We start from the raw sequence: 25,548 nt of genomic DNA, 5'->3' as shown, positions 1-25,548 counted from the left end.
GGGCGGCGTTTCTGTTTTTGCTTAGAGGACGCTATCTTTGTATTCTTCTCAACGTGTCGGCGTATTTGTGGACGCTGAAAATGTACGTTACAACGGCGGTTATCAGATGCGCTATGACGTATTGCGCCGTTTTGCCGGGCGTGGCAATGGTCCCTTGCAGCGCCTGAATACCTATCTGGCCTTCGACAGTGAACGCGCGCGCGAAGATTATGACTATGCCAAGAAATCGCGTGCTTATCAGCAAATGGTGCGGGATTACGGCTGGAAAATCACCGTTAAGCATGTGCGCCGCTATACTGATGAGAATGGCATTGTGTCCACCAAGGCCAATGCCGATCTGGATATGGCTGTGGATGCCATGTTGCAGGCTGGCAAGCTGGAGCAGGTGATTCTGGTCACGGGTGACGGGGATTTTCTGCAAGTAGTCTCGGCCTTGCAGAACGCCGGTTGTCGGGTGGAACTGATTGGCTTTAAAAACGTGTCACGCCAATTGCAGCGGCAGGTCGATGCCTTTTGGTCCGGCTATCTGATCCCGGATCTGTTGCCAGTCAACTATGAGCCCCGCAATGATTGGGGCAAGCCCGGCTCCTGCGTGCGCGGGGTCTGCACCAAATGGTTCCCAGACAAAGGTTATGGCTTTTTGCGCTTCATGGATCACATTTCCCCCAATTTATGGGTGACTGACCCGCGCGAACCGGACTCGCCTTATACCAGTGTTTTCTGCCATGCCAACGAGGTGGCTGAGGATGTGGGGGAGGAAATGCTGCTGAACCGTGAGACGATTTTTGAGTTTTATCTGAATGAAAGCGACCAGAAGGACAACGGACTGGTGGCCAATAACGTGCGTCTGGCCTTTGGCGTCAACCGTTAGGCCTGCTTTGTTCTTGACTGTGGTCTCATTTTGGGGTGCGGCCGAGGCAGGTTTGCGTTTGGATCCTCAGTATGGCGAATTTCTCATGATCGGTTAGACTAATAGGGAGCAGGATGCAGTGATCGGCGCTGGCCAGCCGATTCGCGCCTGGAGCACTTAAACAGTAAGAGCACCCGATGCCGCCTAAATCGTCGGAAATTAATCTCTCAGGTCTTGCGCGCCGACTGATTCGCGATGAACTGCTGACGGAGGAATCGGCGCGCAAGGTGCAGGAAGAGGCGCAGCGCCGCCGTGAGCCCTTCGTGCAGTGTTTGGTCAAGCAAAAGCTGCTGGACAGCCGCAGCATCGCGCTGGTCGCATCGCAAGAGTTTGGTGTTCCGCTGCTTGATCTGAACGCGATGGATCTTGCCTCGCTGCCGCTGTCCCTGGTCGACGAACGGCTGATTACCAAGCATCGGGCCCTGCCCCTGTTTCGCCGTGGCAGCCGATTGTTTCTGGCCATCTCTGATCCCACTAATGATCAGGCATTGGATGAGATCCGCTTCAATACCGGGCTGGCCACCGACTCAGTGTTGGTGGAAGAAGACAAACTCGCCACCGCGCTCATTAAGGCCCTGGAGGGAACCTCCTCCACGGGTGGGGTTGATGTGACGGATGCTGATCTGGAAAACATTGATGTCCAGAACCCGGATAGCGAAAGTCACGATGAAAGCGATGCCAATGTTGATGATGCGCCTATTGTGCGCTATGTGAACAAGGTTCTGATTGACGCGATTTCGAGTGGCACCTCAGATATCCATTTTGAACCCTACGAGAAGAGTTTTCGGGTGCGCTTCCGCCAGGATGGCATGTTGCGCGAAGTGGCCAATCCGCCGCTGAACATCGCCGGGCGGCTGGTGTCGCGGCTCAAGGTCATGTCGCGGATGAATATTGCCGAGCGGCGTGTTCCCCAGGATGGACGCATTAAGCTCAAGTTGTCACGGTCGCGCGATATTGATTTTCGTGTCAATACCCTGCCGACGCTCTATGGCGAGAAGGTGGTGCTGCGGATTCTGGATTCCTCCGCAGCCACGGTTGGCATCGAAAGTCTTGGTATGGATGAAAAACAACGCAAAGACTTTCTCGATGGCATCTCCAAGCCGTATGGCATGATCCTGGTCACCGGCCCAACGGGTTCAGGGAAAACAGTCACCCTGTATACAGCACTCAATATCCTCAACCAGCCGGACATCAATATCTCTACAGTCGAGGATCCGGTTGAGATTCAGGTCGCCGGCATTAATCAGGTCAATCTCAACCCCAAGGGCGGCCTGACCTTTGCCGAAGCGTTGCGTGCCTTCCTGCGCCAGGATCCGGATATCGTCATGGTGGGCGAGATTCGCGACCTGGAAACCGCCGAAATTGCGGTTAAGGCGGCCCAAACCGGCCATTTGGTGCTCTCCACCCTGCATACCAATGACGCCCCCCAGTCGTTGACCCGTCTGGCTAACATGGGGGTGCCGCCGTTTAACATCGCTTCTTCGGTGCTGTTGATTCTGGCGCAGCGACTCGCGCGCAAGCTCTGTCCGGTGTGTCGCCAAGCCGAGCAGATTCCGGCCGAGGCCCTGCTTGAGGAAGGCTTCACTCAGGAAGAAGTAGATGAAGGGATCACAATTTATCGTCCGGTTGGTTGTGATCAATGCAACAATGGTTACAAGGGGCGGGTGGGAATTTTCCAAATCATCAAGGTCTCCGAGGAAATGGGTCGGCTGATCATGGAAGGTGGCAACTCCATTCAACTCGCCAAACAGGCGCATCAGGAAGGCTATGCGGATTTGCGCCTCTCGGGTCTGCGCAAAGTCAAGGCCGGCGTGACCAGCCTTGAAGAACTCAACCGGGTTACCAAGGATTAATCACCATGGCCGTTGCCGCCGTAAAAAAATCGCCAAAAGTAGAAAAAAGCTACAATTTTGCCTGGGAAGGGGTCGACAAGCGGGGCACCAAGATTAAGGGGGAGACGCGCGGTGCCAATATGGCGCTGATCCGCGCCGATTTGCGCCGCCAAGGGGTGAATCCCACCAAGGTGCGCAAAAAGGCTGAACCCCTGCTAGGAAGTGGCAAGAAGAAAATTACGGCCGCGGATATCTCGGTTTTCAGCCGCCAACTCGCGACCATGATGGCCGCTGGTGTGCCATTGGTACAGTCTTTTGAAATCGTTGGTCGTGGCCACGAAAATGCCTCAATGCAGGAGCTGATCCTGACCATTAAGGGCGATATTGAAAGTGGTACCACCATGGCCTCCGCCTTGGCCAAACATCCGAAGTATTTCGACGATCTGGTGTGCAACCTGGTTGCTGCTGGCGAGCAGGCCGGTGTGCTCGATGATCTGCTCGATAAAATTGCCACCTATAAAGAGAAGACCGAATCTATCAAGGGTAAGATCAAAAAGGCACTCTTTTATCCTGCCTCCGTTATCATTGTCGCTGTGGTAGTGACAACAGTCATTATGCTGTTCGTGATCCCCGCCTTTAAGGATTTGTTTACGAGTTTTGGTGCCGATCTGCCGGCTTTCACCCTGTTGGTGATTGGAATTTCTGATTTCATGCGCCAATGGTGGTGGGCAGTGGGCATGGGGGTGGGACTATTTGGCTTCGCCGTGGGTAAACTGCATGAAAAATCGCGCAAATTTCGCGAATTAATTGACCGCGCCTCACTCAAAATAGCGATCATCGGCCCGATTCTCAATAAGGCCGCCATTGCGCGCTTTGCTCGCACGCTCTCGACCATGTTTGCCGCTGGCGTGCCGTTGGTCGAAGCGCTAAGTTCCGTCTCCGGCGCCACAGGAAACATCGTGTATTCCGATGCAGTGCTCAAGATGCGTGAAGAGGTGGCCACCGGACAGAGCCTGCAATTGGCCATGCGTCAGCGCAATCTTTTTCCACACATGGTGATTCAAATGACTGCCATCGGTGAGGAATCCGGCTCGTTGGATGCCATGCTGGGCAAGGTGGCAGACTTCTATGAGGAAGAAGTCGATAACGCCGTGGATGCGCTGAGCAGTCTGCTCGAACCCCTGATCATGGTAGTCATCGGTGGCTTGGTAGGCAGTCTGATTATTGCCATGTATTTGCCAATCTTCAAGCTAGCGGCGGTTGTTTAAGTCCGTGGTGGTCACCTGTCATCCAATGGCGGTTGCATGAGCGAACTGATGCGCCTATTAGCCGAAAGTCCCTGGCTGCTTTACACGGTGACCGGACTCTTCGGCCTTCTAATCGGCAGTTTTCTCAATGTCGTTATCCTGCGTTTGCCGCGCATCATGGAACTTGAGTGGCGCCGCGATTGCGCGGAACTGCAGGCTTCGGCCGCTTCGATGGCCGATGATCAGCCGCAACGCGCGGCTCAGGCCCCCGCACCAAGTGCCGATGACGACCAACCTTTAAGTCTGTCCCGTCCAGCCTCGCATTGTCCGGCTTGCGGGCATGCGATTCGCGCCTGGGAAAATATTCCCGTGCTGAGTTATCTGCTGCTGCGCGGGCGCTGCTCCGCCTGTCACGCACCCATTGCTCTGCGTTACCCGCTGATTGAAAGCCTCACTGCAGTGCTGAGTCTGATGGTGGTGTGGCAGTTTGGTTTTAGCATGCAGGCTGCTGCCGCACTAGTCTTTACCTGGTCAATGATCGCGCTGGCTGTGATTGATTTTGACACTCAATTGCTGCCCGACTCGATTACGCTGCCGGTGCTCTGGCTGGGGCTGCTGCTCAGTCTTTTCGGCGTGTTTGTCGAGGCTGAGACAGCGATCATTGGCGCGCTTGCCGGCTATCTCAGCTTGTGGTCGGTGTTTCAGGTCTTTCGTCTGCTCACGGGGCGCGAGGGCATGGGACGGGGGGATTTCAAGCTGCTGGCTCTGTTTGGCGCTTGGATGGGCTGGCAGGCGCTGCCGCAGATCATTCTGCTTTCAGCGCTGCCCGGCGCTTTGGTAGGAATCGCACTTATTGCTCTGGGCCGCCAACAACAGCGTACTCCCATGCCCTTCGGCCCCTTTCTGGCCATTGCCGGTTGGATCAGTCTGCTGTGGGGAGCGACAATCACCGACGCCTACCTGCGCTGGAGCGGTCTCGGTTAAATGTCGGGCATGCGTGTGGCGCTGACCGGCGGCATCGGCAGTGGCAAGTCAACCGTAGCCGAACAGTTCGCGCGGCTCGGGGCTCCTGTCATTGACGCCGATGTGATTTCCCATCGCTTAACAGCTGCCAATGGAGCGGCGATGCCGGCCATTGTTGCCGCCTTTGGCGCTGCGGCGCGCAATGTCGAGGGTGCTCTGGATCGTGCCTGGATGCGTGCGCGGGTGTTTGGTGATAGTGCCGCCCGTCGACAGCTGGAAGCGATTTTGCACCCGCTGATTCGCGCCGAAATGCTGGCGCGCAGCAATCAGGCTGAAGGTCCCTACAGTCTGCTGGTCATTCCGCTGCTGTTTGAGACTGGTCAGCAGGCGCTGGTTGATCGGGTGCTGGTGGTGGATGTGCCGGAGTCTCAGCAGATCGCGCGCGTACGCGCGCGCGATGGGCTCAGCGATGACGCCATTGGTGCCGTGTTGGCCAGTCAGGTGGATCGCGCGCGCCGGCTCCAGGGAGCCGATGATGTGATCGATAATTCAGGCGCGCCCGAGCAGCTCGCAGCACGGGTGGCGGAACTGGATCAGCGCTATCGCCAGTACAGTCAGGGCGCCGACGCGCTTTGAATCTCAGCTATACAGCAGGGCTTGGCGTCGCCTCAGCCATGGCATCGAGAAAAAATTGCGGAGCGGCCAGTGCCGCTTGATGCACAGCCGCGTTGTAGTAACGGGTGGTGAAACGGGCAGCTTCAGCGTCTTCCCGACGCCAAGCGTCCAGAGAGCGGTCCTTGGCGGCCATGGTGGCGCTCCACCAGCCAGAAGGATAAATGCTCTGGGGGAAAAACAGCGTGCGCCGGTCGGCGAAGCCGGCACTGGCAAGATCGGCGTACATGCTGCGGATGATGTCCATGTGATAGAGCGGCGATTCGCTTTGCTGTACCAGCAGTCCACCGGGAGCCAGGGCGTTCAAGCAGTCGCGGTAGAAGTCGGCGGTGAACAGGCCTTCGGCCGGGCCGACCGGGTCGGTGCTGTCGATAATGATCACATCCAGATGGTTGTTGGCTGCCTGGCGAATCCAGGCGATGCCGTCCTCGAACAGCAGCTGGGCGCGCGGGTCCTGATTGCTGGCCGTCAGCTCCGGAAAGAATTGTTCGGCGACCCGGGTGACGCGCTCGTCAATGTCGATCTGAGTGGCGGTTTCGACTTCCTGATGTTTCAGCACTTCGCGTAGGGTGCCGCAGTCACCGCCGCCGATGATGGCCACCCGGCGCGGTGCCGGATGGGTAAAGAGCACCGGGTGGGACAGCATATCGTGATAAAGGAAATTGTCGCGACTGCTGAGCATGGTAAAGCCGTCGATCACCATCAGATGACCGAAGGTCTCGGTGTCGTAGACCTCAATGCTTTGATAGGGCGTCTGCTCTTCGTGCAGCTTGCCCTTGATGCGCAAGGAAAAGGCGCTGCCGGCATCCTCGGCGATCTCAGTGAACCATTCGTTTGGATTTAGCATGATGTGTTCGGTAAGCGGGCCTGTTTGAGTCTTTTACTGTGGATAGCGGTCATCGAGATTGGCCGGGCAAAGTACGTCGCGCATGATTCCGATCAGATCCAACAGCTGGTCGTTGCGAATACGGTAAAAAATCCGATTGGCATCCTTGCGCGCCACCACGATGTTCTTGTTGCGCAGTTGTTCCAGATGCTGTGAGATGTTGCTTTGCGAGGTGCCGGTGCGCTGGACAATCTCGCCCACCGAGAGTTCGCGATCTCCGAGTGAACAGAGAATTTTCCATCGCAGGGGATGTGCCATGGCCTTGAGCGCATTGGCGGTCAAAGTGGCGTGTTCTGCGCTGTGGCGTGGTGCCGGCTCGGGCATAGAGTCATTCATGTCTTCAGTCATGGGCCCGCTCTCATTCTCAGTGCTCGTCTCCATCGTTTAATCCGGTAGCCGAATATACCCGCTCATGTTCTTGGCGATACAGATAATGTCGCTGATTTGGCCGTCGGGGTCCAGTAGTGCCGTGCGTGAAAATAAGATGGGAACGCGTGAACCATCGCGGGCGATAAAGCGAGCATCGATTTTGTTCAGGGCCCCGGTGCGGATCAGGGCTTCCAGCCAGGTGCCCATGAAGGCGCCGGCTTCTTCGTCGGCCTCCTCCTCGAAGACATCGCCAATGGCCATGCCGATTAAATCATCCGCCCTGTAGTCAAGCATTTCGCAGGCCGCAGGATTGGCAAATTTGATCTCACCTTTAGGATTCAGCACCAGCAGCGCCTCGCCCATGTAGGTGATGATACGCTCGCTGTAGCGCTTTTCGCGTTCCAACTCGGCGGTGCGCTCGGCGACCTTTTGCTCCAGGATGCGGTTGAGGTTGCGCTCTTTTTCGATCAGGCGGAAATAGGTGCTGATTTTGTTAATCAGCAGCAGATCATCAATGGGTTTGAGCAAATAATCCACCGCACCGACGGCAAAGCCGCGTTGCTGAAATTCCTCAGACTTGAACGCGGCGGTGAGGAAGATAATCGGAATATCGCGGGTGCGCTTGCGCAGCTTCAGCAGTGAGGCGGTCTGAAAGCCATCCATCTCCGGCATTTGTACATCGAGAATAATCAGGTCAATGTCGCGCTGATCCAGGGTGATGTCGATGGCTGCGCGCCCGCAGGTCGCCTCCAGGACCTCCGCATCCAGATGTTTTTCAATCAGGGTGCGCAGTGTATAGAGATTGTGATGATGGTCATCAACAATCAGAACCTTGTAACCGGGTGATGCGGGCATAGTGGCGGTGCTCAATGCGGGTGCCGGTGCTCAATGCGGGTGCTGCAATCGGGGGCTAATCACTGATGCCAGATGGCTGATGACGCTAGGGGGCGGTGGTGTTGGGTTCCAGCTCAAACAGACTGTCAAGCAGCCGAATGAACTCCTGGGCACCCAGCGGCTTGCTAAAAAAGGCTGTGGCGCCAACATCCAGATACTCTTGCAGGGCGGTGTCCTCCGGTTGACCCATGATCGCCAGCGGCACTTGAGCGCCTAGCGGATCTGCACGCAGGCGGGTGATGCTATCACAGGTGCGTGCCGGGGTTGCCAGGGCGCCGAACATCACCAAAGCGCAATCGGGCTCTTCGTACAGGGCTTCGAGCGCTTCATCAACATCGGCGGCGGTTTGCACCCGCAGCCCCAGATCCTTGAGGCAGGCGGTTAGCTCCAGCAGACTTTGGACATCGCGCTCCAGCAACAGAATCCAGTGCCTGGCCCAGTAGTCGCCCCAGTGGTCGCCCCAGTGATGCCCCGAGGATTGACTGTCTTGAGGGGAGGAATCGGCTGGGGGGCGCGCGCTGCTGCGTGCGGTGTCAGTGTCACCGCTGCCATCGGGCCGAGTGTTGTCAACCGGCGCCAGATGGGTGCTGACCGGCGCCTCACGGCTTTGGAGGATTTCGACTGAATCAAACTCATTGGGGTTAAGCGACAAGGGCAGAGTGAGGGTAAAGCGGCTGCCCTGGCCCAAGGCACTGTCAACCGTGATCTTGCCATTGAGCAGGCCGGCGAGTTCGCGGCTGATCGACAGGCCCAGGCCGGTGCCGCCATAGCGCCGTCGGGTCGAACCGTCGGCCTGTTGAAAGGCGTCGAAAATAATTCCTTCCTTGCCTGGCGGAATGCCGATGCCGGTATCGCTGACACTGAGTGCCACCGGATAATGCGGATCGCTGTGCGCCTCGCCGGTGATCAGCACCCGCCCCTGATGAGTGAACTTGGCCGCGTTGGATAAAAAATTCTTGATGATCTGGCGGATTTTATCCCGGTCACTATAGATGTGGCGGGGCATGTTGGCGGCGACTTCAAGCTCAAATTGCAGCTCTTTGGCGGTAAAAATTGGTTCGGTCAGCAGCAGAAGTTCCTCTAGCATGGCTTGCAAGTCCACCCATTCCAGACTCACGGTGACCTGACCGGCTTCGATGCGGGAAATATCCAAAATATTGTCGATCATACCGCGCAGATCGCGGCTGGCTTCATGAATCACCTGGGCCTGACGACGCGCTTCGCCCTCCAGGCCGGATTCTTGCTCGGCAAGCATCTTCGACAGCAGCAGAATGGCATTCAGTGGTGTGCGCAGCTCATGACTGACATTGGCAAGAAATTCCGACTTATAGCGATTGGACTGTTCGAGGTCGCGCATGTGCTGGCGCTCGGACTCAATGTGCTCGGCATGCGCGCGTGACAGGGCACCGAGCTGTTCGCCGAGTTCGCGCACCTCATAGGGTCCGCGCCAGTGGAACTGCATGGGCTGACCGGCGCGCAGAATATGCTGCACACCAGCGGTCAGCTCGCGTCCAAAGCGCTCGGTGCGCTGCGCCAGGGCGCGCGCCATCACCATGACCACCAATACCAACACCAAAATAATGGACAGCACCCGCACAATCAGGGTGTTGCGGAAATCGGCGATTGGTGAGGAATCCACCGGCCGACCGACCCACAGGGGTACGGCCTCTTCGGTTAAAAACATTGGCACCCACAGATAGGGCACACCAGTGACAGATTTTGTCAGCGCCAGCTTGCCCTCGGCAAACAGCTGTTCCAGTCCCGGGAAGTCGGCAAAGGCCTGGGGTTGGTCGCTGAGCGGCTGGCCGGGATGCAGGTAGCTGCCGCTGTGCAGAACCCACAGGGTGTCGCGGTAGTATTGCGCCAGGCCGCCGACATCGACGGTCAGCAACAGCAGTCCCAGCGCCGAAGCACCGGGCTGGGTGGATGCGCCAATTGGACTGGCCAGTTGCAGGGTGAGCAATTGGCGCGGGTCATGCTGGGCGGCATAGGGATTGACGCGAATCCGGCTGACCATGACTTCGCCGGGTGCCAGCTTGGCGGCGGCCTTGATAAAGCCCTGATTCGGTGGCGTGGGCGGGGTATCGTTTGGTCGCCATTGCTGGGTCTTGGCCTGGCGTTCGAGCCAGAAACGCTCCTGGCCCTGAGTGTCAAGAAACAGAATCTGGATGATGTCACCCTGATCAGACACCATTTGGTTGATCCAGCTGGTGTAGCGCGCGCGCACAAAATCGACTTCCCGCTCGCTGTTTTGAGTGCCCAACAGCACGCCCTGATCAGGCAGTTTGGCCAACAGGCGGATGATTTCATCGCGACTGGCGAGATGCTGGTCGAGATCGCGAAAATCCGCACGCAAGTTTTGCAGATAGGCTTTCTGAAAAAACATTGCGGTGCGCTCGACCACCAGCGGCAGATTGATGACCACCGCCAGCATCAGCGGTACCAGGCCAAACAGCAGCAGGAGCGCGAGGATGTAGTAGCGCAGTCGCAGTCCGGATGCAGGGAACGCGAGCATCGTCGGTGCCGAATTACAGCCGCTGGCGGATGTCCTCCAGCAGACCGGCGCTGGCCGCCTCAATTAGATCCAGCACCCGGTCAAAGCCGCGCGGGCCGCCGTAGTAGGGATCGGGTACCTCGCGCACTGACAGCTGCGGAGCAAAATCCATGAACAGCTTGAGGCGATGCGTGAGCGCTGGTGGGCAGAGTTCGCGCAGATTGCGGAAGTTGTCTTGATCCATGGCCAGGACATAGTCGAAGGCCTCGAAGTCTTCCACCTTGGCGCGCCGCGCGCGCAGGTCGCTGAGATCAATGCCACGCTGGTGGGCGGTTGCGGTGGCGCGCTGATCCGGCGGTTCGCCGATATGGTAGGCGTGGGTGCCGGCCGAGTCGATGTCGATACGATCCGCCAGCCCGGCCTGGGCGACGAGTTGGCGAAACACCCCCTGGGCCGTTGGGGAGCGGCAGATATTTCCCATGCAGACGAAGAGCACTCTGACTTTTTGCATACTGACAATCCGGCAAGTGGCGTGAATGAAACCCGGGTGGCTGCACCAGACAGCGGCGCTGAGTCCAGGCTGCACGATCATGGTGCGATGAGGCGGCGGGCGTCAAGGCAGAACCGGGTGGCTTGTGCACGGCAAAACCTGCGATGGGTTCCCGATGCCGCTGGAGCTGTGCTGCTTAAGCCTATAACTCCATGAAATTCTGGCAAAGATTGATTGTGTTGATGTTCTTAGGGTTTGGGGGTTGCGTGGCGCAAAAAACTGGCATCTGCTTTGCTTGGAGTTAAAGCGTTGTGAGTGGACATGCGTCTTGGTTGCCGAGCGCCCTCTCCGAAACCTCCTCAGTGGTGAAATGGCCCCGGGTCTTGGCCCGGGGCATTTTTTTGCTTGCAAGTCCCAGCCATTGTCGCACACCGGCTAGGTCGGCTTGGGTATCAACCCCGGGGCCAATGGCGGTGCAGGCCTCCTCGACCTGAATGCGCTCGCCATGCCAGAGCACCCGCAGTTGCTCCAGGGCTTCGATCTGCTCCAGCGGCGCTGGCGGCCAGGCGAGAAAGCGCGCTAGCAGGCCAACGCGATAGGCATAAATCCCAATATGGCGCTGTAGCATTGGGGACAGGGGCGGGGGTGCTGACGCCGTCTGCGTATGATCAGCCGCAAAAGCCTCACGATGCCAGGGGATGGGCGCGCGCGAGAAATACAGCGCCGCACCTCGGGCATCGGTGACCACTTTGACCAGATGCGGATCATGCCGCGCGCTGGCCGCGTCGATGGGCACCGACAGCGTTGCCATGCCAACCTCCGGGTGGCGTACCAGCAGCCTAGCCACCTGATCAATGAGCGCCGCCGGCATGCAGGGTTCATCGCCTTGCAGGTTGACCACCAGGGTATCTTCGGGCCAGCCGCGCTGGCGCATCACCTCGCCGATGCGATCCGAGCCGCTCAGGTGCTGCGCTGAGGTCATCACGGCCTCAGCCCCGAAGCCCTCACAGGCCGCCGCAATGCGCGCATCCTCGGTGGCAATCAATACCTCCTCGGCCTGACTGGCACAGGCACTGGCCCAGACATGAGCGATCAGTGGCCGACCGCCGATATCAATCAGTGGTTTGCCTGGCAGGCGGGTGGCGCCAAAGCGCGCGGGAATCACTACCTTAAAGGGCGGCAGGGGCGGCTCTGAGGGAGTGGTGGCGTTGTTGTTGAAGGTCACGCAGCTGGCTCCGGTTTGAGGGGTGAGGAGATGGTGCAGCGTTTGGCTTCCAGCCTGGCCAGATGTGGCTCCAGGGCACGCCGGAAGGCCTCATTGGGGACGGCCGTGACGGGTAGATACCAATGCGATCGGTCGGCAAAGGGGCGCCATTTGACGGCGTCCTTTTCTGTCATCAGCACCGGCCCGGCGGGCCAGTCGCGGCTGTCCTGTTGGCTGAACGCATGATGATCAGGGTAGGGACGGCGCACAATGTGCAATCCCTGTTGTTCCAGACCGGCGAAAAACTGCTCGGGATGCCCAATACCGGCCACTGCGGTTACCGGAGTGCCAACAAATTGGGCCAGTGCCCGGGTGTGACGTGGATCGCGCAGATTGATCGCGCGCAGGGGATGCAGTTCCATGCCCGGGCGGTTGGTTTGGGAGCCGCCGTTGTGCAGAATAATATCTGCCTGCTGTGCGCGGGCGGGCGGTTCACGCAAGGGACCGGCGGGCAGACAGCGCCGATTGCCGAAACCACGCCGGCCATCGACCAGCAGAATCTCCAGCGTGCGCCGCAGCCGATAATGCTGCAAGCCATCATCAGCCAGCAACAGATCGCAGTTGCATTCCGCCACCAGGCGCTGCGCCGCCGCGACCCGGTCCGCACCGGCCATCACCGGACAGCCAGAGCGCGCCGCCAGCAGCACGGCCTCATCACCTTGTTCGCGCGGATCGCTATCGGCTGGCACCAAGCGTGGCGCGCCCTGGGCACGTCCGCCATAGCCGCGCGTGACAATCCCCGGCTGCCAGCCGCGCGTGCGCAGATGCTCGGCCAGCCATAGCACCAGCGGCGTCTTACCGGTGCCGCCGACGGTCAGATTGCCCACCACAATCACCGGCACTGTGAGCTGCGCTCCAGCTTCCGGCGGCCGTTGCCAGCGCCGTCGCCAGTAGTGAGCCCGCAGCCTGGCCAGCGCGCAATACAGCCAGCCGAGTGGCGCCAGCAACCCGGCGAGCGGATGCCCGGGGCGGTACCAAACCGCTTGCAACAGTGCGGAGACCGGCTCAGAAAGCTTCATGGTGCATGGTGCATGGTGCATGGTGCATGGTGCAGCGGCGGTTGGGGCAAGGAGGGTTGTTATGCGGCCGTGGCGGGCGTCTGATTGAACTGCAACTGCCGCAGATGCGCATAATAGCCGCCCTGGGCCAGCAATTCGGCATGGGAGCCCTGCTCGATCACTCGCCCCTGATCCAACACCACCACCCGATCCACCTGTTCTATGGTGGAGAGCCGATGGGCGATCACCAGGGTGGTGCGTGCTCGCATCAGCGTCTGCAGGGCGGCTTGAATATGGCGCTCGGCTTCGGTATCCAGGGCCGAGGTGGCTTCATCCAGAATCAGAATAGGCGCATCCTTTAGCATCGCGCGGGCGATGGCCAGGCGCTGGCGCTGGCCACCCGAGAGCAGTACGCCGCGATCGCCGATAGGGGTATCAAAGCCCTGGGGCAAGGCACGAATAAATGCCAGCGCATGCGCTCCGGCCGCCGCCGCTTCGATCTCCGCACGAGTCACAGCGCGCGGGTGACCATAGGCGATGTTGTTGGCAATGGTGTCGTTAAATAGCACCACATCCTGAGTCACCAGCGACAGTTGCTCGCGCAGACACGCCAGGCGCAGCTCGCGAATGTCGATGCCGTCAAGCAGAATGCACCCCGCACAGGGCTCATAAAAGCGCGGCAGCAAATTGGCCAGGGTCGATTTTCCGCTGCCCGAACGTCCCACCAGCGCCAGGCTTTCGCCGGCCGCAATGGACAGATTCAGCCCCTCAATGACCAGCCCCTTGTCAGCGGCATAGCTGTGACTGATGTCAACATAGTCAATGCGGCCCTGGGCGCGGGTCAGGGTGCGGGTGCCGGTATCGGGTTCCGTTGGCGAGTCAAGCAGCTCAAACAGACTCTCGGCGGCGATAATGCCGCGCTGCAAGTGGCTGTTGATGGACGTCAGGCGCTTGACCGGCGGCAGCAGCAATCCCATGGCCACCACAAAGGACATGAAGCTGCCGACGGTAATGTCTGAGCGTAATCCCTGCATGGTTGAGAGATACACTACGATGCCGATGGCAATGGCCGAAATCAGCTGCACCAGCGGCACGCTTACCGCTTCGGTGGCGACCATTTTCATTTGCAGCGCACGGGTTTTCTCATTCACGGCGCGAAACTGTTCGCGTTCCTGCGCCTGGCCGCCAAAGGCCTTGATCACCCGGTGGGCGTCTATGGCCTCTTGGGCGACATGAGTCAGGGAGCCGACCCGCTCTTGAATGCGCTTGCTGTAGCGGCGGAATTTCTTGGTGGCATATTTGATGGCGAAGGCGGTGGTGGGACCAATAAACAGGAAAATCGCCGCCAGCTTGGCATCGAGATACAGCATGTAGATCAGCAGGGCCAGGGCGGTAAAGCCATCGCGCACAATGGTGGTGAGTGCTGAGGTGCTGGCATTGGCGACGTTCTCGACGTTATAGGTGAGCTTGGCCAGAATCTGCCCCGAGCCATGGGTGTCGAAATAGCGCGTCGGTGCGTGCAGCAGATGGTCGAACATTTGCTGGCGCAGATCGGTCACCACGCGGCGACCGACCCATTTCAGGCAATAGGTATTGATAAAACCGGCGATGCCGCGCACCACAAAAAGACCGACCAGCAGGAAGGGCATCAGCCGCACGGTTTCCAGATCGCGCTCGACAAAGCTGCCATCCAGCAGCGGCTTGATCAGAGCCGCAAACAACGGCTCAGTCACCGCGAACACCAGCATGCCGGCAATCGAGAGCGCAAACATGCGCCAGTAGGGCCGCGCATAGCCGAGCAGACGTGCGTACAGATCCCGCGCGCTGATGCTGGACTCAGGCTGAGGCTGAGACTGCGTTGGTATCATGGCTCCGGTGTGCTATTCATTTGATGTGTCTGATGTGTCGCGGCAAAGGCCAGCCGGGTTAGTCCCAGCTGCTGGGCGACATCCAGCACCCGCATTACCGCCTGATGTGGCGTTTGGGCATCTGCTTCGATGAGCAGGGATGGAAGCGGCGGCGCTGGCGTTGCGGAAGAGGGTGAACTTGGAGATGCCGGCATGGTCGCCTGCACCGCCTGCTGGAGCACCTGCGTCAACGCATCCCGAGTGCTCTGCCCAGCATCAATCTCCAGTGGCTGCTCGGCAACCCGATACTGGCTGTTGCGATCAATTGCGATCACTAGCACTGGCGTCTCTGCTGTTGGCACTGGCTGCCCTTCCGCCTCCGGCAGAGTCAGCGGCAGTTCGCGCGGTTGCTCAAAGGTGGTCGAAACCATAAAAAACAGCAGCAGCAGAAAGACGACATCGACCAAGGGGGTGAGATTCAGCTCCGGCAGTGGCGGTGGGTGCGGGCGCAGATTCATTGCGCGTGGCCTGCGATTTCATTGGGTTCCGGTTCGCGCTCACCCTTGATGACTTCTACCAGATGCAGGGATTGCTCCTCCATGCCAATTGCTAGGCGCGTCACCCGGCTGTTGAAATAGCGATGAAACAGCAGCGCCGGAATCGCCACAGACAGGCCGGCGGCTGTGGTGAGCAGTGCCTTGGAAATACCCCCGGCCAGCACTTGAGGATCGCCAACACCAGCGTCAGTAATGACGCTGAAGACATCAATCATGCCAATCACCGTGCCCAGCAATCCCAGCAACGGTGCCACCGAGGCAATGGTGCCCAGCATATCTAGATAGCGCTCCATCTCCGCCACCACCTGACGGCCGGTGTCCTGAATGCTCTCTTTCATGATCTCGCGCGAATGCTCGCGATTCACCAAGCCCGCCGCCAGCATCCGCCCCAGTCCCGAATTGGCTCGTAGCTCAGCAATTCGTGTCTCGGTCAGTTGCTTGGCCTGATGCAATTGCCGGATCTGCTCAACCAGATTCTCCGGCATGACTGCCGGCTGCCGCAGCGCCCAGAAGCGCTCCAGCACAATCGCCACCGTCGCCACTGAGCACAAAGAAATCGGCAGCAGCAGCCAGCCGGCGGCACGAAAAATATCGAAGATGGGCGTCAGTGCGAACATGAGCGTGGGGTTGCTGGTCGAGTTTGACTTGAGTGTTGGTTAGGACAGGACTGGTGAGGGCTGGTGTGAGTGCTGGGGGCAGTGTAACCCAAGCCAGGGCTATAGCAGCAGTCCAGCGATGGTGGCAGTCATCAGGGTGGCCAGGGTACCGGCGATGATGGATTTGAAACCCAGGGCAACGATGTCCGGGCGGCGTTCCGGGGCGAGCGTGCCAAGACCGCCGATCAGGATGCCGAGACTACCGAAGTTGGCAAAGCCGCATAGGGCGTAGAGCATGATCAGCCGGCTGCGTTCGCTGAACGCTTCAGGCGGGAGCTGAGATAGTTGTACATAGGCGATAAGTTCGTTGAGCACGGTTTTGCTGCCCATCAGCGCGCCGGCGCTGTGGGCTTCTGACCAGGGGATGCCGATGAGCCAGACGATGGGCGCGAACACCCAGCCCAGCACGCGTTCCAGACTCAGGGGCGTGCCGGCGATGTCGGGCAGGAGTTCCAGTCCCGCATTGGCGAGGTGGACCAGCGCCAGCATCACAATCAGCATGGCCACGATATTGAGCAGCAGCGGGATGCCCGCGAGCGTGCCCCGGGTCACGGCATCCATGGCGCTGCTGGATTCGATCTCGATATGTGCATCGGGTGCCGCCTTTCAATGATGTCAATCATGAGCCATGCTTAGCCCATCATCCAAACGCAGAAAGAGGGCTTGGCCATAACAGCGCAACTCATTAACATCGACGGTCATCAGGCGACTTTTCAAGTCACGATCGATCTCAGCGGAACCATGCTTGAAGCTGAAGCGCGCATCCAAGCCGCCTGCAACAGCATCGGAAGGCTTGCCAGTGCCGAGACGCTCAAGCGCTTCGACACCGACGGCTCCCCGATCACCATGGGGGCGATCAAATGGACCAAGCGCGGCGTCTCACCGAAGACCTACCAAACCCCCTATGGGGCCATTGAAGTGGAGCGCAACGTCTACCAAACCTCCCAGGGCGGTCGTATCTACTGCCCCCTGGAAGCCAGCGCACGCCTCATTCGTCAGGCCACCCCGCTGTTCGCCCAGCAGCTCTCGCACAAGTATTCCCAGATGAACGTCAACGCCGTCTGCGAAGACCTGCGCGCCAATCATGGTCGCCAAATTGCCGCCTCCTATGTGCAGAATACCGCCGACTGGGTCGGCAGCATCGCCTGCGCCAAAGAGGAGCTATGGGACTATGCTCCGCCTGAACTCGACGCCCCCATCACCACGATCGCCATCAGCCTCGACGGAGCCANCCCCACCTCGCCACGGGCGCTTATCCTGGCAAAGCCAGCCAGGCCAAACGCGACCAATGGCTCCAAGAGCAGCGCCACCGACTCAAGCACGAACCCGGCGCCGTTGACGCCCTCATCGAAGAAGGCAAACGCCTGATGGACAAGCGCTCCTTGGGCAAAACCGTCAAAGCCAATCTTCAAGCGGCCCTGACCTACTTCAGCAATCAACGTGAACGCATGAACTACCCCGCGCACCTAGCCGAGAACTTGCCGATTGGCTCCGGGGTCATCGAAGCGGCCTGTAAAACCCTGGTCAAGCAGCGCCTGTGCGGAGCGGGCATGCGCTGGAAACATCAGGGCGCCAAGATTGTTTTGAGCTTACGTGCATTGGTTCAGTCGACCGGACGCTGGGCGCAATTCTGGGACAAGATCGATCAGTTCGGTGCTCAGCCTTGCTAAGGACATTATTGAAAGGTAGCACCCCCTGGGTCAGTGATTTCGAGACCAAGATTATTCGCGCAGAGGCTTGTTTTCGTACCCTGTTGCAACTGCGTGACCGAGGCATCACTCCTGATCTAATCCTGGCCCATCCGGGCTGGGGCGAGAGTCTGTTCGTCAAGGATGTGTGGCCACAAGTGCGCCTGGGGATTTATTGCGAGTTTTTTTATCATCCACAAGGAGCTGATGTTGGCTTTGATGCGGAATTTCCCGCTCAGGACGCCGGTGATCGCTGCCGCTTGCGCTTGAAGAATGCCAACAACCTGCTACATTTCGAGATCGCCGATGCCGGGCTTGCACCAACCCACTGGCAGGCCAGCACCTTTCCTGAGCGTTTTCGCGAGCAGATTCGCGTTATCCATGATGGCATCGACACCCAGGCGGTGACGCCCGATCCAGCTGTGGCGCTGACGCTGAATGGACAGGTGCAACTCAGTCGCAATGACGAAATCATCACCTTCGTCAATCGCAATCTTGAACCCTATCGGGGCTATCATATTTTTATGCGCGCGTTGCCGGAAATTTTGCGCCAGCGGCCGCGCGCGCGGGTTTTGATTGTTGGTGGCGATGGTGTCAGCTACGGGACCCGCCCACCAGCAGGGCAGAGCTGGAAAAGCCTATTCGTGCAGGAAGTGCGCCCCAAGATTCAGGATGCCGATTGGAGCCGGGTGCATTTTCTTGGCCATCTGCCATATCCGCAATTTCTCGCTGTGCTCCGGCTGTCCAGGGTGCATGTCTATCTGACTTATCCCTTTGTGCTGAGCTGGAGTCTGCTTGAAGCCATGAGTCTGGGATGTACTATCCTGGCCAGCGATACAGCGCCGCTACATGAAGCCATTATCCCGAATGAAACCGGCCGCCTGATCGATTTCTTCGACGTTCAGGCGCTGACGGAACAGCTCTGCGATTTGCTCGATGATGCAGCGACCCGGAAGCGTTTAGGGACTCATGCGCGTGAGTTTGCTCAGACACATTATGACTTGCAAAGCGTCTGCCTACCGCGCCAACTCGACTGGGTGGAGTCGCGATTTGAGTGTTAACCGCAAGGTGCTTCAGCTCTTCGGTGGCACATACCCCTCTGGTATGTCGGCGCCCTCGCCAAAGAAGTAGTTTTCCATCTGGGCTTCAAGAAACTTACGTGCTTTGGGGTCCATGGGACTCAAGCGATTTTCGTTAATGAGCATGGTCTGATGCTTCAGCCAATCGCTCCAAGCCGGTTTGGAAACCTGCTCGAAGATGCGCTGACCGAGCGGACCAGGATAGGGCGGGCGTTGCAGCCCTTCGGCTTCGTGGCCGAGCTTAATGCATTGCACGCGACGGGAAGGGGACTGAGCGTCAGCTGGCGACATAGGGTAGCTCCATTGCGATGTGTTGATCCTAGCCCGGATGATGGTGCGCCACAACGACTTGCAACAAACGCTTCAGCGGCGCGGGGATGGCCATCTTCAGCGCCTCATCCAGGGTGATCCAAAGGCGATGTTCGTCATCAGCAATCTGTGTCGGATGTTGCTCCAACACCAGAAGCTCGGGAAAAATTTCCAGTTCGAAGTGAGAGAAGGAATGCTGTCGGTCGGCCAGCTTTTCAACCCGTTGTGGCGCACGGCCAAGCTGCTGCTGGCACCAGTGTGCGCCGGTTTGATCCGGGGCAATCTCCGGTAGCGTCCAGAGCCCACCCCAGAGACCGCTGGTGACCCGCTGCTCAAGCAGAATTTTGCCGTCCGGATCCTGGATCAGCAGCCAGCGGGTGCCGCGTTTGGGCTTGATGCGCGCGGGTTTTGGCTCGGGATACTGTTGCACGCTGTCGCTGAGGTGCGCGATACAGCGACTCGCCAGCGGGCAAGAATCACAGGCGGCTGAGTGTCTGCTGCACAGGGTGGCGCCTAGATCCATCATCGCCTGGTTATAGGCCGCAATCAGTGATGGCTTGGACGCGTTGTCTGCAAACTCAGCCGTTGCCGCCATCAGCTGTTCCGAAACGGCCCACAAACGTTTTTGCACCGCGTGTTGACCTGGCCAGCCCGGTATGGCAAAGCAGCGCGCCAGTACGCGCTTCACATTGCCATCCAGAATCGCCTGCGGCTGGCCCAGAGCGAGTGAGAGAATGGCACCGGCGGTTGAGCGCCCAATGCCCGGCAGCTGCATGAGCTGCTGCGGATCGGCCGGGAGTTTTCCCTGATAGTCCCTAACCAAAATACCAGCGGCACGATGCAGATTGCGTGCGCGGGCGTAGTAACCGAGTCCGGCCCAATGGCGCAGGACGTCATCCTGATCCGCCGCCGCCAGCTGCGACAGGGTGGGAAACCGCGCCATGAAGCGCTCGAAATAGGGAATGACCACGGCGACCTGCGTCTGCTGAAGCATGATCTCCGAGATCCACACCCGATAGGGCGTGGGCTCAAGCTGCCATGGCAGATCCTTGCGGCCATGGCTGCTGAACCAGTCGAGCACCGCAGCGACGAATTCGGCTGGAGGCCAAGCCGCTTGCCCGTCCGGTCCGGCGGCAGGAGTGTTTGCACAACTGTTAATGGCTCTGTACGCTCAATCCGTGCCCAGCAGTTGTCGCAAGCCCTGCTCCAGCCCCTTGATACCGGTGCGTTCTTCAAGCCGACCCAGGTCGCTGCCGTGCTGACGTAGTTGTGCATCAAGTGCGCGCGCCGCCGCCTTGCGCACAGCCGGGCCCGGGTCGAAGTCAATGTCCGGTGCCTGCCAGTCGCCCTTGATCCGCAGCGGCATTGGCAGATCATTCAGCTCTTGAATGCCACGGCCATCCGGGGTGTCGTGCAGGACGGCGGTGAGATCGAAATCCAGCTGTTGTTGCGGCACTTCCACCAGGCCAGTGCCGGAAATGTCCATTGCTGGTGCGCGGGCGACGCAATCGCTACTGTGAAACCGACCTTGCTCACCCTTGAAGCTGGCGCTGATTTCACTAAAAGCGTCGAACGCTGGTAAGTTGATACCGATTTGGGTCGGGATACGGCTGGCTGCAAGCAGTTCTGTCAATGGCAGGTGCTCAAAGCGAACCTCTTTCAGTAGCACAGCCAGATCACCGCTGAGACTTTGAGCGATTGCGGGCCAGTCTTGGCCCTGAGCGTTCAGCTCCAAGCCCAACGCGGCTGTGCCGCTGAGGATCATCGCGGTCTGAAGATCCTTGAATAATGGCGCCAGTTGTATCGCCTCAGCTTTGGTAAGCAGAGTCAGGTGGCGGCTTGAAGTGGCCGCAGTGGCGACAGGTGTCAACTCAAAATAGCCGCTGAGATGACCGGCGTAAAAATTCGGTGCGGAAAAATTGGCTGTCAGGCGTCCGTCGCTGAGCGTGGGTTCGATGGTGACGGCACCGGCGTTGAGTTTGAACAGGCTGAGCTGTTGGATGTTGAGATCGCCGGTGGCATTTAGCGTCGTCCACCAGGGATTCGTGATGACGGCGGCCTGATTGGGCACGGGTTTGGGGGGTGATGTTGGGTCGCTGGGGAGCGCTGTCAATTGGCCAATAAAAGGTGGCCTTTCTGCCGCCGGTATGGCTTTGGATGTGTTTGTCGTTGCATCAGAGTTGTCCGGCGGCGCGTTTGGTTGAACGAGATGTCCCGCCGGTAAATAGCGCTCAAGCGGCAATTGGTCGATGGACAAATGAAACTGGGCACTGGGGTACTCACCGAGATGCAGCGAGGCTTGTCCCCAGGCTTCGGAGTCGTCGAGTTTCACCCATAATGATTGGGCATGCAGGTCGCTGGCGCTGGCCTGGAAATCGAAGCCAGCGGCGAGGCTGCGCAAGTTTTGCTCCGTCGCGTCTGGCAGCGGTGCTTCAAGTTTAGTAGTGAGGAGGCCTAGGCTGTGCAGCCAGGCGCGCGGATCGAAAGGCTCCACAGTCACGCGACCGGATGCGCCGGGAGCATCATGCGCGAAGCTCGCCTTGAGATGACCGCCGAGCGTCAACGCCTGCATACGCAGCTGCATTTGATTGAGCGCCAGGCTGCGGGCATCTTGATTAAAGCGAAGATTGGCGCTGAACTCGATTTCAGGCCAGTCAATCCCGGGCCAGACCGCTGGTCCGGCGGCAGTCTGCCAGCGGATATCAGCGAGTCTGAGTTGAGCGGCCGTGAGTTCGAGGATGCCAGGCTTGGTCATGGGCGCCAGATCTGCTTGCAACTGCATCTGCGTGGTTCCCTGCGCATTCAAAGCCGCAAAATCTCCGCTCACAAGCCCCTGAGCGCGTAGTCGGCCCGCACCCGCAGGGCTCAGTGGTCCGGCGCTGAGGGTGAAATTCGTGAGGCTGATTTCCTGACTTTGGCGCTGAAGGTGATTCTGATCCGGAGCCTGGTTCGGCATCTGCGCCGTCCAAGTCAGCTCGTCACCCTGGATGTGCAGCTCGCGGGGCAGGGGATATGAATTCGTCGCGGCGGTGGCTTCTTGCAACAGCAGTTGCACTTCCGCCAGATCGAACTGGAGCTGGGGTTGGTGTTGTCCAGCGATGGACTGATCCACCGCTGCCCCAGGAAGTTCGCCAGTGATCCGCCGTGCCTGAATACTGGCAGGTTGGGGATGGGGGCCGAGCAATGACTTCCAGCGCGGTGCTATGCGCAGCTGTTCGGCATGCCAGCGCAGTGGCCCGAGTTGATTTGAGTGCTGGGGAATGAGGAACTCGACCTGTTCCAAACTGATTTGCGGGCTAAGCTGGGGCCAGGGTTGCCAGCGAATGTGCGGACCTGAGCCGATGTGGACTGACCAGCCGGTCGCCTCTTCAGCCTGTTGGATCAGAAAGTCACGGACCGTCGGGCGGTCAAGCAGAACATCACTGGCGAGGAAGGTGCCAAGCCCCAGCACGCTGATGAACAACAGCAAGCCGGCCAACCAAGCAGCGAGCTTTGACATCATGGCTGACTCACCTTCGCTGCCAAGGCACAAGCGCAGGGTGAAACCTGATCAGGGTGTTAGCATCAGGCTTTGAGAATGGAGCGGGCGATGGGAATCGAACCCACATTGGAGGCTTGGGAAGCCCCTGTTCTACCATTGAACTACGCCCGCTTGAGGATCGCTTGAAGACTGAAACAGCTGCAAACCAGAGGCGATTGTAGGGGCCTGCGCCCGGATCGGCAAGTGCTCTGCGCCATTGGCCTCAGTCCTCCAGGGCATACATCTGTTCAATCGCGGTGCGGTGACGCTCAAGCACCTGATGTCGCTTGATTTTCAGGGTTGGGGTCAGCAGGCCATTGTCAATCGACCAGGGTTCGAGTGCCAGGGTGACGCGGCGAATTTTGGCATAGCCTGGAAAGTCCTTCAGGGCCTCGCGCAAGCGTGCCAGCATCGCCTTGATCAGGTGCTGGTTCTGCAAGCTGGCCGGGTCATGCGGATCCAGTGTGAACTCGCGCGCCAGGGTGACCCAGAGCGTAGCATTCAGCACCAGTAATGCGCTCAGGTAGGCTTTGCCTTCGCCGATCACCATCACTTGATCGAACAGCGGATCCTGGCCGATGGCCATTTCCATGTCCGCCGGGGGCACCTTCTCACCATTGGACAGTACCAGAATATCCTTCAGTCGTCCGGTGATCTGAAGATGGCGGCCAATCAAGCGCACCTGATCACCCGTATGCAGCCAGCCATCGGCGTCGATTATTGCTGCGGTGGCGGCAGGATTATTCCAATAACCGTGCATCACACTTGGCCCCTTGACTAGCAGCTCATCATAGGGGCCAATGCGCACCTGCACATTGTGCAAGGGTGTGCCGACGGTGTCAGGTCGGTTATTCTCAAGCGAGTTGGCGCTAATGACAGGACTGGTTTCAGTCAGGCCATAGCCCTGAATCAGCGGCAGGCCAAGCCCCACAAACAGCTGGGCGACATTGGTTGGCAGCGGCGCTCCGCCACTGACAGCAACACGAATCTTTCCCCCAAGCCGGTCGAGCACTTTGCGCGCCACCAGATGTCTGAGCCAGGGCCATAGCAGCAGCTGTGGATGCCAGCGGCGGCGACCCTGGGTATGCTCGAAGCTGACCCAGCCCACTTCCGTGGCCCGCTTAAACAGCCAGCGCGCCATAGCCGGGCGGGTGCGGATTTGTTCGTTGAGGCGCTGATAAACACGCTCGAACACTCGCGGCACGGCAATCAGAATGGTTGGGCGAATGGTGTTTAGATCCTCGGCTAGCTGCCCGATGGAACGCGCGTAAGCCACAGTGGAACCCGACATCATTGGCAGATAGTAGCTGGCCATGCGCTCCAGCATGTGCGACAGTGGCAGAAAGGACAGAAAGATGTCCTGCTGATAAACATCCAGCACGTTCAGAGAGGCGCGCGTATTGCTGAGAATATTGTGATGGGTCAGCATCACCCCCTTGGCCTTGCCAGTGGTGCCTGAGGTGTAGACGATGGTCGCTAGTGCATCAGGATCGGCGGAACGCTGCGACCAGCTGACGCCTGCTTGTGGCAGCCACTGGCTGGCAACCACCAGACGCGCATCGGTGGCGGCCAGAGCCTGTGCGTCCTCGGAGGACTCCAGCAACACCACCCGCGTCAGCGGATGTGTAGCGTCGAGGACGTCTGCCAGCCGCTTCCAGCGGTGCAGATCCTGCACTAGCAGAATCCGCACGGCGGCATCGCGCAGCACAAAAGCCGCGTTCTCGGCGCGGTCATCGGTATAGAGCGGAACCGTCACCAGCCCCAATGACAAGGCCGCTTGATCACAGATCACCCAATCCGGACAATTGCGCAGCAGGATCGCGACTCGCTCGCCGGGCTCCAGTGCCTCGCTCAGCAGTGCAGCGCGCCAGCGTGCAACCTGCGCGGCGGTTTCACTCCAGGTCAGACTGTGCCAGGTACTGCTACCGCGATCGAACCAGCGATAGGCCTCGTGCTGGGGTGAGCGACTGACCCGCTGCCAAAAGAGGCCATCGAGTGTCAGCGCCTGTTCGACTGGAATCAGATCTTTTGACCATCGCATCATGATCGGCTTCATGTGTTTGCAGTGACCGGTTCGAAACCACAAGTGACAGCCCGGGATACAACGGAGTCTCCCATGCAGATTCTTCTCAATGGCGCAAGCCACGAACTCAAGCAGAGCGCGACTGTACAGGCGCTAATTGAGCAACAGCAACTTACGGACCGGCGCTTGGCGGTGGAGGTTAATCAGACCCTGGTGCCCCGCAGCCAATTTGCCGAGCATCGGCTCGCCGAGGGCGACAGCGTCGAGATTATCCATGCGGTTGGCGGTGGCTGAGCGCGACGAATTCTTCAAGCGTTAATTCGCGCTACCCTCGATCATGATTTCGGCCAGTTCGTCATAAACGCGGCTCCAAGCACGGCGGGTTTCAGTCGTGAAGCCATCGCCGAGCTGTTCGGCCAGGGTTGCGAGCAGTGCCTCACGCATTTTCGGATAATCTTCGTCCTCAATGCCATAGCCGCTGTGGCGCGCACCCATCATCTTGATCACCCGATCCAGGGATTCCAGATCCTCCAGGGTGGCGACGGCACGGCTGAACATGCGCATCAGCTTCTGCGCCTGCTCGTCCATCTCCCCTTTGAACAGATGGCGCAGCTCCGGGTGATCGCTAAACATGCGCTGATACAGTGCTGCTCCCACCTGCTCAGCCTGCGGTTGCAGTTGCGCCCAGGAGGCGCGCACAAGGGCTTGGTCGTCTGATGTCATAATGAGTCTGTCTCCTGTCGGTTTCGCTCGGCGCACAGCCGGGTCAAGTCCGGCAGTTTACACCCGACTTGGCGCTGCAAGGCTCTGGCTGGTATCCGGTGGGTATTTTTGCGCGTTCGAGTGGTGC

The 25,548-nt window shown here is 59.1% G+C and carries 22 protein-coding genes, 1 tRNA gene and 3 pseudogenes; 9 read left to right on the top strand and 17 right to left on the bottom strand.

Going from position 1 to position 25,548, the window contains the following annotated elements:
* Positions 1 to 37: 37 nt before the first annotated feature.
* From CKO36_RS06580 to coaE, 5 genes are all read left to right on the top strand, one after another.
* Positions 38 to 871 (top strand): LabA-like NYN domain-containing protein, encoded by an 834-nt coding sequence (locus CKO36_RS06580; protein WP_200282197.1) that lies wholly within the window; start codon positions 38 to 40, stop codon positions 869 to 871.
* A 176-nt stretch (positions 872 to 1,047) separates the two neighbouring features.
* Positions 1,048 to 2,763 carry a type IV-A pilus assembly ATPase PilB gene (gene pilB / locus CKO36_RS06575; protein ID WP_200282194.1) on the top strand — a complete coding sequence of 572 codons (1,716 nt, stop codon included), beginning with the start codon at positions 1,048 to 1,050 and terminating at the stop codon, positions 2,761 to 2,763.
* A gap of 5 nt (positions 2,764 to 2,768) precedes the next feature.
* Entirely contained in the window at positions 2,769 to 4,010 is a 1,242-nt protein-coding gene (locus CKO36_RS06570) for a type II secretion system F family protein (protein ID WP_200282191.1), read from the top strand.
* A gap of 48 nt (positions 4,011 to 4,058) precedes the next feature.
* Positions 4,059 to 4,973, top strand: coding sequence for a prepilin peptidase (locus CKO36_RS06565; RefSeq protein WP_275957828.1), 915 nt, complete (start codon positions 4,059 to 4,061; stop codon positions 4,971 to 4,973).
* Positions 4,974 to 5,588 carry a dephospho-CoA kinase gene (gene coaE / locus CKO36_RS06560; RefSeq protein ID WP_200282185.1) on the top strand — a complete coding sequence of 205 codons (615 nt, stop codon included), beginning with the start codon at positions 4,974 to 4,976 and terminating at the stop codon, positions 5,586 to 5,588.
* 7 nt (positions 5,589 to 5,595) lie between these two features.
* Here the strand turns inward: coaE and speE are convergent, their stop codons facing one another.
* From speE to CKO36_RS06505, 11 genes and pseudogenes are all read right to left on the bottom strand, one after another.
* The gene (gene speE, locus CKO36_RS06555) at positions 5,596 to 6,471 is read right to left on the bottom strand and encodes a polyamine aminopropyltransferase (protein WP_200282182.1); all 876 of its coding nucleotides are present in this window, start codon (positions 6,469 to 6,471) and stop codon (positions 5,596 to 5,598) included.
* A 33-nt stretch (positions 6,472 to 6,504) separates the two neighbouring features.
* The gene (locus CKO36_RS06550; RefSeq protein WP_200282334.1) at positions 6,505 to 6,834 is read right to left on the bottom strand and encodes an ArsR/SmtB family transcription factor; all 330 of its coding nucleotides are present in this window, start codon (positions 6,832 to 6,834) and stop codon (positions 6,505 to 6,507) included.
* A gap of 60 nt (positions 6,835 to 6,894) precedes the next feature.
* Positions 6,895 to 7,734 (bottom strand): response regulator, encoded by an 840-nt coding sequence (locus CKO36_RS06545; protein ID WP_200282179.1) that lies wholly within the window; start codon positions 7,732 to 7,734, stop codon positions 6,895 to 6,897.
* Positions 7,735 to 7,819: 85 nt separating this feature from the next.
* On the bottom strand, positions 7,820 to 10,288 hold the full coding sequence (locus CKO36_RS06540) for an ATP-binding response regulator (RefSeq protein ID WP_242469429.1): 2,469 nt from the start codon (positions 10,286 to 10,288) through the stop codon (positions 7,820 to 7,822).
* Between the two features lie 13 nt (positions 10,289 to 10,301).
* Positions 10,302 to 10,778: a low molecular weight protein-tyrosine-phosphatase gene (locus CKO36_RS06535; protein WP_242469428.1), complete on the bottom strand. Its 477-nt coding sequence runs from the start codon at positions 10,776 to 10,778 to the stop codon at positions 10,302 to 10,304.
* Between the two features lie 280 nt (positions 10,779 to 11,058).
* Positions 11,059 to 11,982 (bottom strand): 3-deoxy-manno-octulosonate cytidylyltransferase, encoded by a 924-nt coding sequence (kdsB, locus tag CKO36_RS06530; protein WP_338053432.1) that lies wholly within the window; start codon positions 11,980 to 11,982, stop codon positions 11,059 to 11,061.
* Complete coding sequence (lpxK, locus tag CKO36_RS06525; protein WP_200282177.1) at positions 11,979 to 13,040, bottom strand: tetraacyldisaccharide 4'-kinase; 1,062 nt, start codon at positions 13,038 to 13,040, stop codon at positions 11,979 to 11,981. Before lpxK ends, kdsB begins: the two co-directional genes overlap by 4 nt.
* A gap of 59 nt (positions 13,041 to 13,099) precedes the next feature.
* Complete coding sequence (msbA, locus tag CKO36_RS06520) at positions 13,100 to 14,887, bottom strand: lipid A export permease/ATP-binding protein MsbA (RefSeq protein ID WP_200282175.1); 1,788 nt, start codon at positions 14,885 to 14,887, stop codon at positions 13,100 to 13,102.
* Positions 14,884 to 15,384: an ExbD/TolR family protein gene (locus CKO36_RS06515; protein WP_200282173.1), complete on the bottom strand. Its 501-nt coding sequence runs from the start codon at positions 15,382 to 15,384 to the stop codon at positions 14,884 to 14,886. Before CKO36_RS06515 ends, msbA begins: the two co-directional genes overlap by 4 nt.
* Positions 15,381 to 16,040, bottom strand: coding sequence for a MotA/TolQ/ExbB proton channel family protein (locus CKO36_RS06510; protein WP_207161400.1), 660 nt, complete (start codon positions 16,038 to 16,040; stop codon positions 15,381 to 15,383). Before CKO36_RS06510 ends, CKO36_RS06515 begins: the two co-directional genes overlap by 4 nt.
* A 99-nt stretch (positions 16,041 to 16,139) precedes the next feature.
* A pseudogene (locus CKO36_RS06505) lies at positions 16,140 to 16,652 on the bottom strand (nucleoside transporter C-terminal domain-containing protein); the annotation flags it as partial.
* A gap of 96 nt (positions 16,653 to 16,748) precedes the next feature.
* Between CKO36_RS06505 and CKO36_RS19620 the strand changes: the two are divergent.
* The 3 genes and pseudogenes from CKO36_RS19620 to CKO36_RS06495 form a co-directional block, all read left to right on the top strand.
* A pseudogene (locus tag CKO36_RS19620) lies at positions 16,749 to 17,310 on the top strand (ISKra4 family transposase); the annotation flags it as partial.
* Position 17,311: 1 nt separating this feature from the next.
* Positions 17,312 to 17,749 (top strand): annotated as a pseudogene (locus CKO36_RS19615) (ISKra4 family transposase); the annotation flags it as partial.
* A gap of 8 nt (positions 17,750 to 17,757) precedes the next feature.
* Positions 17,758 to 18,828, top strand: a complete 1,071-nt coding sequence (locus CKO36_RS06495) for a glycosyltransferase (protein ID WP_200282344.1) — start codon at positions 17,758 to 17,760, stop codon at positions 18,826 to 18,828.
* Positions 18,829 to 18,840: 12 nt separating this feature from the next.
* Here the strand turns inward: CKO36_RS06495 and CKO36_RS06490 are convergent, their stop codons facing one another.
* From CKO36_RS06490 to CKO36_RS06470, 5 genes are all read right to left on the bottom strand, one after another.
* Positions 18,841 to 19,137, bottom strand: a complete 297-nt coding sequence (locus CKO36_RS06490) for an oxidative damage protection protein (RefSeq protein WP_200282171.1) — start codon at positions 19,135 to 19,137, stop codon at positions 18,841 to 18,843.
* Between the two features lie 28 nt (positions 19,138 to 19,165).
* On the bottom strand, positions 19,166 to 20,236 hold the full coding sequence (gene mutY, locus CKO36_RS06485) for an A/G-specific adenine glycosylase (RefSeq protein WP_338053431.1): 1,071 nt from the start codon (positions 20,234 to 20,236) through the stop codon (positions 19,166 to 19,168).
* A gap of 90 nt (positions 20,237 to 20,326) precedes the next feature.
* Positions 20,327 to 22,657, bottom strand: a complete 2,331-nt coding sequence (locus CKO36_RS06480; protein ID WP_200282169.1) for an AsmA family protein — start codon at positions 22,655 to 22,657, stop codon at positions 20,327 to 20,329.
* A 76-nt stretch (positions 22,658 to 22,733) separates the two neighbouring features.
* A tRNA-Gly gene (locus tag CKO36_RS06475) sits at positions 22,734 to 22,807 on the bottom strand.
* Between the two features lie 91 nt (positions 22,808 to 22,898).
* A complete protein-coding gene (locus tag CKO36_RS06470; protein WP_200282167.1) occupies positions 22,899 to 24,719 on the bottom strand; it encodes an AMP-dependent synthetase/ligase in 1,821 nt (606 codons plus the stop codon).
* A 72-nt stretch (positions 24,720 to 24,791) separates the two neighbouring features.
* Here CKO36_RS06470 and thiS point away from each other — a divergent pair, with 72 nt between their 5' ends.
* Positions 24,792 to 24,992 (top strand): sulfur carrier protein ThiS, encoded by a 201-nt coding sequence (thiS, locus tag CKO36_RS06465; protein WP_200282165.1) that lies wholly within the window; start codon positions 24,792 to 24,794, stop codon positions 24,990 to 24,992.
* A 21-nt stretch (positions 24,993 to 25,013) separates the two neighbouring features.
* Here thiS and CKO36_RS06460 read toward each other — a convergent pair whose 3' ends face one another.
* Positions 25,014 to 25,421 carry a globin domain-containing protein gene (locus CKO36_RS06460; RefSeq protein ID WP_200282162.1) on the bottom strand — a complete coding sequence of 136 codons (408 nt, stop codon included), beginning with the start codon at positions 25,419 to 25,421 and terminating at the stop codon, positions 25,014 to 25,016.
* Positions 25,422 to 25,548: the final 127 nt, after the last annotated feature.

The organism is Rhabdochromatium marinum, assembly GCF_016583795.1.
GTDB classification, from domain to species: domain Bacteria; phylum Pseudomonadota; class Gammaproteobacteria; order Chromatiales; family Chromatiaceae; genus Rhabdochromatium; species Rhabdochromatium marinum.
Note: the sequence above shows the minus strand (reverse complement) of the source record. Positions and strands in the feature narration are given on the sequence as shown.